Source organism: Abyssicoccus albus, assembly GCF_003815035.1.
Lineage (GTDB): Bacteria > Bacillota > Bacilli > Staphylococcales > Abyssicoccaceae > Abyssicoccus > Abyssicoccus albus.
Genome location: NZ_RKRK01000004.1, coordinates 84,320 through 97,730 on the forward strand (window position 1 = coordinate 84,320; position 13,411 = coordinate 97,730).

At 33.5% G+C, this 13,411-nt stretch carries 14 protein-coding genes; 7 read left to right on the plus strand and 7 right to left on the minus strand.

Annotated features, from left to right (window positions below; genetic code table 11):
• Window positions 1–22: 22 nt before the first annotated feature.
• Window positions 23–1,183, minus strand: a complete 1,161-nt coding sequence (locus EDD62_RS07510) for a globin domain-containing protein (RefSeq protein WP_170152807.1) — start codon at window positions 1,181–1,183, stop codon at window positions 23–25.
• 242 nt (window positions 1,184–1,425) lie between these two features.
• On the opposite strand from EDD62_RS07510, the gene EDD62_RS07515 reads away from it, so the two are divergent.
• Window positions 1,426–1,830: an RrF2 family transcriptional regulator gene (locus tag EDD62_RS07515; protein WP_123808251.1), complete on the plus strand. Its 405-nt coding sequence runs from the start codon at window positions 1,426–1,428 to the stop codon at window positions 1,828–1,830.
• A 48-nt stretch (window positions 1,831–1,878) separates the two neighbouring features.
• Here the strand turns inward: EDD62_RS07515 and EDD62_RS07520 are convergent, their stop codons facing one another.
• From EDD62_RS07520 to EDD62_RS07530, 3 genes are all read right to left on the minus strand, one after another.
• Window positions 1,879–2,181: a hypothetical protein gene (locus tag EDD62_RS07520; RefSeq protein ID WP_148086844.1), complete on the minus strand. Its 303-nt coding sequence runs from the start codon at window positions 2,179–2,181 to the stop codon at window positions 1,879–1,881.
• Between the two features lie 43 nt (window positions 2,182–2,224).
• Complete coding sequence (locus tag EDD62_RS07525) at window positions 2,225–2,599, minus strand: PaaI family thioesterase (protein ID WP_123808255.1); 375 nt, start codon at window positions 2,597–2,599, stop codon at window positions 2,225–2,227.
• Between the two features lie 184 nt (window positions 2,600–2,783).
• The gene (locus tag EDD62_RS07530; protein WP_123808257.1) at window positions 2,784–4,145 is read right to left on the minus strand and encodes a Na+/H+ antiporter NhaC family protein; all 1,362 of its coding nucleotides are present in this window, start codon (window positions 4,143–4,145) and stop codon (window positions 2,784–2,786) included.
• A gap of 233 nt (window positions 4,146–4,378) precedes the next feature.
• Between EDD62_RS07530 and EDD62_RS07535 the strand changes: the two genes are divergently transcribed.
• From EDD62_RS07535 to EDD62_RS07555, 5 genes are all read left to right on the plus strand, one after another.
• Window positions 4,379–4,804, plus strand: coding sequence for an Ohr family peroxiredoxin (locus EDD62_RS07535; protein ID WP_123808259.1), 426 nt, complete (start codon window positions 4,379–4,381; stop codon window positions 4,802–4,804).
• 116 nt (window positions 4,805–4,920) lie between these two features.
• On the plus strand, window positions 4,921–5,766 hold the full coding sequence (locus EDD62_RS07540; RefSeq protein ID WP_123808261.1) for a YitT family protein: 846 nt from the start codon (window positions 4,921–4,923) through the stop codon (window positions 5,764–5,766).
• A 161-nt stretch (window positions 5,767–5,927) separates the two neighbouring features.
• Window positions 5,928–6,698 (plus strand): DeoR/GlpR family DNA-binding transcription regulator, encoded by a 771-nt coding sequence (locus tag EDD62_RS07545; protein WP_123808263.1) that lies wholly within the window; start codon window positions 5,928–5,930, stop codon window positions 6,696–6,698.
• A gap of 23 nt (window positions 6,699–6,721) precedes the next feature.
• Window positions 6,722–7,636, plus strand: a complete 915-nt coding sequence (gene pfkB / locus EDD62_RS07550) for a 1-phosphofructokinase (protein WP_123808265.1) — start codon at window positions 6,722–6,724, stop codon at window positions 7,634–7,636.
• 96 nt (window positions 7,637–7,732) lie between these two features.
• Window positions 7,733–9,619: a PTS fructose transporter subunit IIABC gene (locus EDD62_RS07555; protein ID WP_123808267.1), complete on the plus strand. Its 1,887-nt coding sequence runs from the start codon at window positions 7,733–7,735 to the stop codon at window positions 9,617–9,619.
• A gap of 105 nt (window positions 9,620–9,724) precedes the next feature.
• On the opposite strand, the gene EDD62_RS07560 is transcribed toward EDD62_RS07555, so the two are convergent.
• The 3 genes from EDD62_RS07560 to nagE form a co-directional block, all read right to left on the minus strand.
• Window positions 9,725–10,102, minus strand: a complete 378-nt coding sequence (locus EDD62_RS07560) for a hypothetical protein (RefSeq protein WP_123808269.1) — start codon at window positions 10,100–10,102, stop codon at window positions 9,725–9,727.
• 66 nt (window positions 10,103–10,168) lie between these two features.
• Complete coding sequence (locus tag EDD62_RS07565) at window positions 10,169–10,693, minus strand: GNAT family N-acetyltransferase (RefSeq protein ID WP_123808271.1); 525 nt, start codon at window positions 10,691–10,693, stop codon at window positions 10,169–10,171.
• Window positions 10,694–10,698: 5 nt separating this feature from the next.
• Window positions 10,699–12,162: an N-acetylglucosamine-specific PTS transporter subunit IIBC gene (gene nagE / locus EDD62_RS07570; RefSeq protein ID WP_123808273.1), complete on the minus strand. Its 1,464-nt coding sequence runs from the start codon at window positions 12,160–12,162 to the stop codon at window positions 10,699–10,701.
• Window positions 12,163–12,247: 85 nt separating this feature from the next.
• On the opposite strand from nagE, the gene nagA reads away from it, so the two are divergent.
• Window positions 12,248–13,390: an N-acetylglucosamine-6-phosphate deacetylase gene (nagA, locus tag EDD62_RS07575; RefSeq protein ID WP_123808275.1), complete on the plus strand. Its 1,143-nt coding sequence runs from the start codon at window positions 12,248–12,250 to the stop codon at window positions 13,388–13,390.
• Window positions 13,391–13,411 lie beyond the last annotated feature (21 nt).

Consider the following 13,411-nt stretch of genomic DNA (forward strand, 5'->3'; position numbering starts at 1 on the left):
ATAACTTTGCTTTAATGTTAAATTATAATTGTACAACACTCATCTTAGGTCCTAGTGGCTCGAAATGAATACGATTCATATCGACATCAAGTTGTTGTAATAGATCTAACATTGTTTCCATAAATGATGGTGATCCGCACATATACACTTGAGTTGTATCGTTAACGTATTGTGCTAACTGTTCTTTCGATAAGTGACCGTCTACTTCAGAATAGACAATATTTTCATTGAAGTTTTCTATTTCACCTTTTAATGACTCCACTTTTTCTTTAAATGGATGTTGTGATGCATTATAGCACGATTGAACCCAGTTCACTTGACCTTTATATTCATCGTGAACAAGCTGTTCCAACATACTAATTATAGGAGTTACGCCAACACCACCAGATAAGAACAGTACTTCTTCTAGAGCATCTATATCTTCTAGCACGAAGTCACCTGCTGGTGCAGATAACTCAATAGAATCACCAATATTTAATTGATCATGCATATAATGACTCACAACACCAGTTGTTTCTCCTTGACCCTCTTTTTTGACAGCGAAATGTATCCCTTTAGTCGTATCAATTGAAGAAATTGAATAATGGCGCTTAGCATCGTATTCTCCATCAATAGATGGAATATTTACTGTAATATATAATCCAGCTTGAACGTTTGGCATTTCTCCGTCAACTGGCTTTACGATAAATTCTGTCACGTCTTCAGATTGCTTAATTTTATCGACCACTTTAAATGGTTTGAATGCTTCCCAATCTGCTGCTTCATACATATCTTTTTCTACTTTGATGAATATATCTGCAATTACTCCGTAATATTCAGTCCACGCATCTATAATTTCAGGTGTTGCAGCTTCACCTAATACTTCTTTAATTGCTTTAATTAAATGTTTACCAACAATCGGATAATGTTCCGGCATGATTTGTAACGCTCTATGTTTATGAGCAATTTGAATAACGAAAGGCACAATGGCATCTAGATTATCAATATGTTTAGCAGCTGCTAAGACCGTCGTCGCCAAAGCGTTCGGTTGACGCCCAACTTTTTGGTTTGTTTTATTAAAGAAATTCAATAGTTCCGGATGCTCTTCGAACATATTTTGATAGAAAACCGTCGTGATTGTTTCACCATGTTGCTCTAGTACAGGTACGGTTGCTTTGATGATATCTTTTTTCGATTCTTCCATAATAAATAATCCTCCTAAATAACATACATTTAATATACTTCTTTACTAATTGTAGAATAATTAACTTATTCATTCAATGAATTTAATAAATTGTCATAAAAATGTACGCTTTCCTTTAAAGTATATTTAATATATAATTATTTTGAATTAAAGATATTTTTTAGAAGAATAATTATGAACATATTGACATCAATATAAGTGTGTAATATATTGAAAAGCTAATGAAAGGTTAGTGAATAGTGATGAGATTAACTATGTATTCTGATTATGCATTAAGAACATTAATATTTTTAGCTCGTAATGAGCAAGACAATAAACAAATCACACAGATTTCTGATGTTGCTAAATTTTATAATATAAGTAAGAATCATTTGACAAAAATCGTTAATCATTTAGCTCGAACAGGATATATCGAAACGATTAGAGGTCGTGGTGGTGGTATCAAACTAAAAAAAGCACCAAGTGAAATAAACCTTGGTACCTTATTAAGAGAAACGGAAGAATCATTCAATTTAGTAGAATGTTTTGATCGTCAAAACAATACTTGTCCAATTATTGATCAATGTGGACTTCAATTGTTATTACATGAGGGACTACATGCGTTCATGAAAGTGTTTGACCAAAAAACGTTAAAAGATATTATATAATCATTTAATAATTTAACAAATTAATAAATGATGCAATTAATCTATTTATTAGTGAACGACATGTAAACAAACAATATTACCAACTCTACTTTGAACGTGAATCGTCCCTTTAATATAAATTTTTCTATCGTCTTTAGTATTAATTGTTAATTGATTGAACGACTGTTGAGCATTCGCATAGTCGTTCAATTTCGTTAATATATCGATATTAACACACTCAATAAAGATAAACTCATTGCCATCTATTTTATAGCTTCCATAACCTTTACTATACTCTCCTTGAGACTTCAATAACACTTTATCAATTACAATTGATTCATATAACCCATCGAAACTTTCATTCATATACAATTTAACACTCCTTAGATTTTAACCTTCTAGATATAACCTTCTATCATTTATTACGAATTGCCATTGTACATCTTGAAACGCAAATGAGCTCATCTGCTTCATCTGTAATTTCAACGCTCCACACATGACTTGATTTACCAATATGTAAAGACTTAGCAGTTGCATAAAGAATACCTTCACGCTTTGATTTAACATGATTGGCGTTAATTTCTATACCGAAAGCAATTTGATCATCGCAAATGACCTCCATCGCTGCCATACTACATGCGGTTTCAGCAAATGCAACACTCACACCACCATGTAAATATCCAAACGGTTGCTTACATATATCAGTAATAGGCATTTCAAATTTAAATATTCCATTTGTTTGATCATGATTTATTTGTTTAATTTCAAATAAGTCTACAAAATTATTCATATCTTGAATTGTCCTTTCCCCATTAAATTAATTAATCGATATAGATGGTATAAAATAACGAAACATTGCTAGAAATTAGTGTATCGAAAAAAATCATCAATAGATATTGAAGATTTTATATCATTTTAAAATATAATACGAATAAGAAGAACTGCAATTTTGTTATCGCAGTTCTTCTTATTCGTTATGCAAAAATGACAGCACTCACCCATCCAAAGATAAATAAGGGAATTGCTAAATAAATAAAGGTTGGTATACAAGTATCATTAATATGGTCATGTTGACCATCCATATTCAAACCAGCTGTCGGACCAAGTGTTGAATCACTTGACGGTGACCCGGCATCTCCCAATGCTCCTGCTGTGCCAACAATAATTAATAAAGAAGTCAACGATAATTCAAGTTCCAAACCGAGTGGAATAAAAATAGAGCCGATAATAGGTATTGTTGCAAAAGATGAACCTATACCTAACGTAATGACTAAGCCAATGATTAGCATAACAAAGATCACTAAACTATCAGGGCTATTTTCTAACTTCCCAATTTCATTTACCGCTTCTTTAACTTTTCCACTTTCAGTGAGAACATGACTAAAACCATTCGCTGATAACATAATCATTGATATATAAGCCATCGTTTGCATTCCTTCAATAACTTTCGAATCAAGTAAGGACCATTGCTTAATATAAAATAAAAAATAACTTAAAATACCACATAAGGCTCCAAATATCATTGAGTCTGTATAAAGTTGCACAATTAACATACTTATAATCGCAATCAATATGACAACAATATCATACTTTTTAAATGGTTTACTTTTATTATTATTATTATTAAATTTATGATTTACCTTGTTTTGATTATACCCACCTTCAAAAGCTTTTCTATATTTTCTATCCTTATTATAAACAAATACTGAAATAACTAATCCAATCAACATTCCTAAAGCGGGATAAAGCATTGCATAGAAAATTTCATTAAATGGAATAGTCACATCTTGATCGATAAACGCCCTTTGAATAGTTTTATGATAAATTTGACCAAAACCAAAAGGAAATAACATGTATGGAAATGTTAATCCAAAAGTTAAAATAACTGCGATGAGTTTACGATTCATTTGAAGCTCGTTAAATAAACTTAACATTGGTGGAATGACGATTGGTATAAAAGCAATGTGTATCGGTATTAAATTTTGACTCATCATAGATAGTGTTGTTAAAATCATAATCAAAATTATTTTGACAATAATTTTATGCTTCTTTGTACTACTAAGATTCAATTTTTCAATCACTTGCATGACAATATACTCTGTAACACCACTATAAGATATTAACGCCGCAAACCCACCGAGCAATGCATAACTTAATGCAATCTCAGCACCGTTCATAATACCGTGGCTATATGTTTCAATCATTGAAAGTATATCCATATGTGCTAAAAAACCTAATATGATACTCGCTAACGTTAGCACTAATACTATATTCATTTTTCGTATGCTAAGAACTATGATTAATAGCATCACAAGCGTTACTTCAAACATATTCATCTACCTACTTCATTGATATAATTATATTTACGAATCAATTAGATGTTATTAAATTCAATTTGATATCATTCAATTTAATACTTATTTTACTTTTATGAACGATATTCCATAGATTATATATCTTATATTATATTTTGTCTAAACTATTATGTTTATATTTAATAATATTGGGAATAACATTAAATATAAACTAAATATGAATATAAATTTTATTATTAAGGGAGAGATTTGAAATGGCTAAAGAATTATTCTCAACAGAAATGATTAACACAGGTGGTCGTGAAGGTAAAGTTGTATCTCCATCAGGTAAAAGTGAATTTACAATTAAAAAACCAGGTGGTTCTGATTCTGAATCAGGGACAAATACAAACCCTGAACAATTATTCGCTGCTGGTTATGCTTCTTGTTTCAATGGTGCATTACAATTAATGCTTTCAAACGACAACGTTGAATTTAACGAATGTAAGACAAGCGCTAACGTTTCATTAAATGATTACGCTGAAGGTGATGATAAAGACTTACGCATCGCAGTAACATTGAAGTCAGAGATTGATAGTTTAGACGAAGCGAAGACTAAAGAATATATGGAAAAAGCACACGCATTCTGCCCTTATTCTAAAGCAATTGATGGCAACGTAGACGTTGAGTTAACAGTTTAATTAAATTATTGAGTTGCACTTTTAATTATGATAATAATCTGTATAATTGAAGTGTGTATAGAAGAAGTCCTCTTATTTTAGAGGGCTTCTTCACTTTATGAATAAGGAGGTTTATTATGAAGTTCACTCAAGATACTCTATTTAATATCTCATCTGTCATCATTGGTTCATTCATATTTGCCATTGGTGTAAATACATTTATGATCGCTGGCGAGCTTGGAGAAGGTGGTGTCACAGGTATTTCTCTTATATTACTTTATGCATTCGGTATTTCACCTGCGATTTCATCATTTCTTATTAACTTAGTATTGCTTTTTGTCGGATATAAATATTTAAGTAAGCGCTCTATGAATTATACAATTCTAGCCATTATAATGATTTCTTTATTCCTTCATTTCACTGAGTCATGGCAAATTGAAACTGATCAACTATTAATTAATACGGTGTTCGGTGGTTTATTTGTTGGAATTGGTATAGGACTTATTGTTAGAATCGGTGCAACAACTGCTGGGACAACGATCTTAGCTAGATTAATAAACAAACATTTCGAAATCAGTATTCCTATTGCACTTCTTATTTTTGATTTAATGATCGTTGCGGTTTCAGTAACCGTCATACCATTAGAAAATGTTTTACTCACCGTGATTGCATTATATGTTGCAACTAAAACAATGGATTTCATCATCGAAGGGATGAATCCGAAAAAAGCAGTAACAATTATATCAGATCGTCCTGACTTCATCGCAAGACAAGTTACACAATATATAGGGCGCGGTGTGACGATCATGAATGGTCGCGGATACTACACTCAAGAAGATAAAGATATTCTATATGTCGTTATTACTAAGAACCAATTAACACGTGTTAAAAGACTGATCGCTGAATACGATGAAAATGCTTTCGTTGTCGTACATGATGTAAATGATGTACTTGGAAATTATTTTTATAAACAGATGATGTAGCAACATAACTTAATACTAACAATTAAAACACTGAAGACAAATCATTTTTAAAGATGAAGTCTTCAGTTTTTTTATCGTATTTTAAAAAGTCAATTTCCAATTGATTGTATTTGATTGTTTTATATCGTTTTTGATTGACTTATTTTTGATAGCGCTTTATAATGAACTTAAATCAAGGGGATGATATAGTGCTAACAGTCAATCGACATGAAAAAATACTAAATTATGTAAACGATTATAATTCCGCAACACTTCAACAACTATGCGATTTAACAGGTGCAAGTGAATCAACAATTCGAAGAGACTTATCGACATTAGAATCATTAAATAAGCTCAAACGTGTGCACGGTGGTGCTCAAAAGATAACACGGCAAATTATTGATCAAGATATGACGATTAAGCAACAACTTTTTCATGATGAGAAAGTTGCAATCGCCAAAGCTGCAAGCAAATTGATTACAGAGGAAAGTTTATTATTTATTGATGCTGGTTCATCAACTTATGAGTTAATTGCTTTTTTACCTAAACATATTCATGTTGTAACGAATGGATTAAATCATGCCCATGCATTGTTACAACAAGGCATTAACACGACTCTAGTTGGAGGTCAAATTAAGATGAATACACAAGCGATTATCGGCTATCAAGCGATTAAAATGTTAGAACAACTTAATTTTGACATCGCTTTTATCGGTGCGAATGGTATTGACCTGAAAGCAGGCTTTACAACACCCGATAGTTTAGAATCCAACATGAAACAAGTTGCCATTAGTCAATCAAAACAAAGCTTTATTCTTGCCGATGAAAGTAAATTTAATGAAATTGCTTTTCATCGTTTTGCACAACTCGATGAATGTGAAATTATTACGAATAAAGATAATCCATATATCAAGCAATACTCAAATATGTCATCCATTCACCTATCAAAATAATCATTACAATTAGGAGGTCAACTATGATCTATACAATCACTTTAAACCCATCTATCGATTATGTCATGTTCACTCAACAGATGACGGTTGGCGAACTAAATCGAACAACTCGAACAGAAAAATATGCTGGTGGCAAAGGGATTAACGTATCAAGATTGTTAAAAACGCTTGAAATAGATTCAACAGCCACTGGATATATCGGCGGCTTTACAGGTCGATTCATTCTTGATGAATTAGAGAAATATGACATCAAGTCACAATTTATAACACTCGACCGTGACACACGCATCAATGTCAAAATTAAATCTGAAAATGAGACCGAAATTAACGCTAGTGGCCCTATCGTCAATGAATCACAGTGCAAACAATTACTTGATCAAATTAACATACTAACACCTAATGATTTAGTCGTAGTATCAGGTAGTAGCGCTAAAGGTCACGGCAAAACACTTTACAAAGAAATTGCCAAACTTTGTAATGAAAAACAAATACCATTTATCATCGATGCCGAAAAAGAATTAGCAACCCAGACTTTCGAATATAAACCGCTACTCTATAAACCTAACATCCATGAACTTGAGGCAATGTTTGACACTACATTTACATCTGATGAAGATATTATTTCACATGCCCGCAAAATTATTGATCAAGGTGTTCAAACAGTTATCGTATCAATGGGTGAAGACGGTGCTCTATTAATTACCGATAATGAAGTATACAAAGCATTGACCCCAACAGGTGAAGTCATCAATACCGTCGGTGCTGGTGATTCGACTGTCGCTGGATTCATTTATGCCCGTGAGCACCAATATAATCACTTAAAGACATTGAAATACGCTGTCGCGAGTGGGAGTGCAACAGCGTTCAGTAGTGACCTTGCGCAAAAAGATGAAGTATTAAAATTGATTAATGAAATTAAAGTTCAAAAGTTATCATAGGTAAATCATCGATAGATATAGATATAGATATATGATCGATAAATAAAGTATATAAACTAATTAAAAAAGAAAAATAAAAAATAAAGGGTGAAAAAAATGAAAATTACAGACCTGCTCGTGAAAGAAAATATGTTAATGGACTTAAAATCGTCTTCTAAAAAAGAAGTAATCTCTGAATTAGCAGGTGTTTTATACAAGAATAACTTTATCAATGATCTACAATCATTCACCGATGCAATCATTGCTCGTGAAGAACAATCAACAACAGGAATGGGTGATGGCATCGCAATTCCTCATGCAAAGACAGATGCTGTCAATAAACCTGCTATCATGTTCGGTCGCTCTAGAGACGGTGTTGAATACGAAGCATTCGATGGTCAACCGTCTAATCTTTTCTTCATGATTGCCGCACCAGCAAATGGTGCTCAAACGCATTTAGATGCACTTGCTAAACTTTCAGGTATGCTAATGAATGAAGAAATACGAAATAAATTATTAAATGCAGAGAGTAAAGAAGAAATTCTAAGCATAATTGATCAATATGAATCAGATAACTCTGAAGAGGAAGAAGTTGTTGACGCTTCAACATCAGGTGATAAACCTTTTATCATCGCTGTCACTGCCTGCCCTACAGGTATCGCTCATACTTATATGGCGAAAGATGCATTGATGAATAAAGCCAAAGAAATGAATGTCGATATGAAAGTCGAAACAAATGGCTCAAGTGGTGTGAAGAACAAACTAACGAAAGAAGATATCGAACATGCTGATGGCGTTATCGTTGCAGCAGATGTTAATGTCGATGTTGCTCGATTTAATGGTAAGAATGTTGTTCAAGTCCCTGTTGCAGACGGTATTCATAAGTCTGAAGAATTAATTAGCAAAGCTCAAGATTCATCGAGAGTTCCTTTCAAAGCTAATCAGTCACAATCAGAGCAAAACCAATCAGATGAACAACAAGGTGGTATTGGTAACACAATATATAGACATCTAATGAATGGTGTATCTAATATGCTTCCATTTGTTGTCGGTGGTGGTATACTCATTGCATTATCTTTCTTCTGGGGAATTAAATCAGCAGACCCTGACAGCGAACAGTATAACGTTTTTGCAGAAGCCTTGAATACAATTGGTGGCGCTAATGCATTCGCACTGATGGTCCCAGTACTTGCAGGGTTTATCGCAATGAGTATTGCAGATAGACCAGGTCTTGCACCAGGTATGGTTGGCGGGATGATTGCAATGAACGGAAATTCTGGTTTTATCGGTGGATTAATTGCAGGATTTTTAGCTGGTTATTTAGTTCAATTACTAAAAAAAGTATTTGCACCACTACCTCAAGCTTTAGATGGATTAAAACCGATGTTATTATACCCATTATTCGGTATTGCAATAACTGGTTTGCTCATGATTTTTGCAATCAACCCAGTCGCAAGTTCAATTAATGAATGGATGAACACAACTCTAGAAGGATTAAATGGTTCAAGTGTTATCATTTTAGGCCTTGTACTTGGAGGAATGATGGCGATTGATATGGGTGGTCCTTTCAATAAAGCAGCGTATGTATTTGGAATCGCAGCACTCGAAGGCGGTAATGCTGCACCAATTACAGCCGCGATGATTGGTGGTATGATCCCTCCACTAGCTATCAGTGTTGCAACCATCGCATTCAAAAATAAGTTTACACCAGCTGAACGTGCATCAGGTCCGACGAACATTATTATGGGACTGTCATTTATTACAGAAGGTGCGATTCCATTCGCAGCACAAGATCCATTACGTGTTATCCCATCAATGGTGATCGCAAGTGCTACAGCTGCTGCAACAGCAATGGCATTTGGTGCAAATATTAATGCACCACACGGCGGTGTATTCGTATTTTGGTTAGACAAACCTCACCTACTCGGATTATTCATTTCATTAATAGTAGGAACAGTAATCGAAGCATTATTACTTGGTGTATTAAAGCCTAAAAAAGCATAAATATTAATAATTTAAACTCAAAAAATTAGATTAATACTTTATAATCTTAACTCAAAGAAAGTACCGTAACATCTCAAATGTTACGGTACTTTTCTCTATCACAATTTATTTATAACGACTTAAGTCTTTCGGCTTCATATCATATTTCTTAATTAACTCTCTCTCAATTTCTAATTTTAGATTTTCTGTACGTCTTTTATGATTACTTCTCATAATCCATAACGTCATTAAAAAAAACACAAAGGGTAATGCTATCACCATAAAAAGTCCCAATTGAAGTAGAGATAATAAACCATCCACCTGTTCTTGAACTGATGAGGTTTGGTTCGATATTGTCTCATTCATTGATACGAGTTCTTGTTCAATATACTCACGAATTTCTTTAACCTTCTCAGCAATCGCTTCTTGGATGTTACTTACAAACTCTTCACCATTCCATAAGTCTTGAATCGTTTCTCTTATATAAATCTCAAGTTGTTTCATATAACCATCCTTTATGATTAGGTACTTTAAGAATACTTGAATCCAACTCATCATACAATCAATGAATTACTTTGGAATACTTTTTTTCATAATATAATCCACTTGTTCTTCATCACCCATCATAAATGAATGCGCATCAATTTTATCAAAGCCCTGTGCTCGATAAAATTCAATCGCTTGTTGATTCTTCTCCCATACGCCTAACCAAATAAAATTACGTTCTAATAATTTAGATTTCATTACAGCATAATCAAACAATTGTTGACCATACCCATTGCGATGGTATTCTTTCCTCACGTATATTCTCTCAATCTCTAAAGCATCATCACCCATAGATTCTGTTTGAGCATCATTAATATTCAACTTTAAATATCCAATAATATCCTCGTGATTCCCATCGTCATTCACTAAAAAATAAAACATTGAATTCGGGTTTACTAACTCTTCTTTCACTCGATCTAATGTAAACGTTCGTTTTAAATAAGCATCAATGTTTTCTTTTTTATTTTGAGGTCTGAACGTATCATCAAATGTATCATGTGCGATATCTCTTAATTGTTCCAAATCATTCATCGTACATTTTCTAATCATTTGGTTCAACCTTTAGTAAGGCACTTTTTAAATGCTTCAGCGACATGTTCTACGTGCGTACCCACGACAACATGAACATTTTCATCGCTAATTTTCTTCACACCATATGCTCCTGCATCTTTGATCTGTGACTCATTGATCAATTTTGCATCTTTTACTTCGAGTCTTAGACGCGTAGTACAATAGTTCAGTTCTTTAATATTACTTGCTCCACCTAATCCTTTCAAAATACCAACTGCCTGTTGGTCATATTTATCATTACTATTTTGATTTTTATTTAATGTATTCAAATCCGTTACATTCTCTTTCATTTGTGTTCTTCCAGGCGTTTTCAAATCAAACTTCAAAATAGCAAATCTAAACACGAAATAATAAATTAAAGCAAATACTAACCCTTGTAAAATAAGCATATACGGTTTGTTTGCTAATGGCAGTGATGAACTTAAAAAGAAGTCAATCGCACCGCCACTAAACGCAAAACCTGCAATCCATTGAAAAGATGCTGCCATAAATAAAGATAATCCCATTAATAGCGCATGTATTACATATAAAACTGGGGCTAAGAACATAAATGAGAATTCAATCGGCTCTGTTACACCCGTTAAAAATGCAGTTAATGCCGCTGCTGATAGTAATGATCCAACCATCTTTTTATTTTCTTTATTTGCAGTATGATACATCGCTAAACACGCTGCTGGTAAACCAAACATCATTACAGGGAAGAAACCAGCTTGATATCGACCAGTAATACCTTTCTCACCTTCTCCACTCCAGAAGTTACCAATGTCATTAATTCCTACTGTATCAAACCAAAATACTGAATTTAAAGCATGATGTAAGCCTACAGGTATTAAAAGTCTATTAAAGAACCCATATATTCCTGCACCTACAGCACCAAGCTCACTAATTGAAGTACCAAAAGCAACTAAGCCACCAAACAATATTGGCCATAAAAATAACATAATCAAAGAAATGATAATCATCATTCCAGCAACCATAATTGATGGCAACCTCTTACCACTAAAAAACGCGAGAAAATCAGGTAACTTTATTTGACTAAATCCATTATATGTAGCTGCTGCAATTAAACCAGATAATATCCCTATAAATACGTTCTTTTCTATATTTTCAAATGCCATATCAACAGATTCAACATCTATTCCTTTAAGACTTGCCACAGTCTCAGGCGACAACAATGTCGTAATTGTAAGGAACGCAACAATACCAGTGATTGCAGCCGCTCCGTCTTTCTCCTTGGCCATACCAAATGCTAAACCAACAGCAAATAACGTTGCAATATGCCCTAAAATGGCATCTCCAGCCTTTGTCATTAAAGCTGAGATCATCATCTCTTCTCCACCATTTAAATTAGTAATTAAATATCCAAAGCCTAGTAATAAGGCTGCAGCTGGCAATACTGCAATTGGCAACATTAATGAACGACCCATTCTTTGTAAATATGCCATCATTGTACAACACCCTCCTAATCTATATAATTAACTTGAGTATACCAATAGCTTCTGAGTAAATCTATATTTAAGTGAGGAGTATTTTATGATAATTGCAGGTGGAACAATTTGTTCAGAGAATCGTCAAATTAAAAATGGTGCTATTGAGATAGAGGGTAAAAAAATTAAAGCAATTTACAACAACGTTAATGATTTAGTGGTGGATCTGCATATCGATGATGATGCACTCATTATTCCTGGGGCGATAGATACACATATTCACGGCGCAAATTCCTTTGATACGATGGATGCTACATTTGAAAGCTTAGAAGGATTATCAAATTATTTACCAAGCACAGGTACGACTTCATTTATGCCGACAACAATGACGACTGACATATCTTCAATCAATAATGCATTGAACACTGTGTATCAATATCAAGAAAAAGTATCTGGCGCATGCATTATCGGTGTCCATCTTGAAGGTCCATTCATTTCACCGGTCTATCCTGGTGCCCAAGATCCAAAGCATATAATGAAACCAACACATAATCATTTGTATTCATTGGTTTCAAAGTATCCTGGTTTAATAAAACAAATGACGTTCGCACCTGAAGAAGTTGAGGATTCTTCTTTTTATCAATTAATAAATGACAATGGAATTGTCCCATCATTTGGTCATACGAACGCCACAGCAGATCAGTTAAAGAATACAAGTATTAATAAAGCGACACATCTGTACAATGCAATGCGTCCGCTTCATCATCGTGAACTTGGTGTCGTTGGTTATAGCTTAATGAATGATGACATTGATGTTGAACTCATTGTCGATGGGATTCACATCACCGAAGATGTTGTTCACTTTACATATAAAAGTAAATCAAGTGAACGTATCATATTGATTACCGATAGTATGCGCGCAGCTGGTCTATCCGATGGCGATTATGACTTAGGAGGACAACCAGTGTATGTTAAAGATCAGAAAGCTACACTTCGAGATGGAACAATCGCTGGAAGTACTTTAACGATGAATCAAGCATTAAAAAATATGCATCGATATACTCAATGTGATATCAATGCATTAATTGAAATGTCAGCAACAAATCCTGCTAAACTATTTAATTTATATGATCGTAAAGGAAGCATTTCTGTCGGAAAAGATGCCGACTTAGTTATCTATGATCAAAATTTCAAAGTGTTATACACATTTGTTGAAGGTCAATTAGTCTATACAAGTAAGGAGAATTGAACGGTTCAAAGACTGATGTAT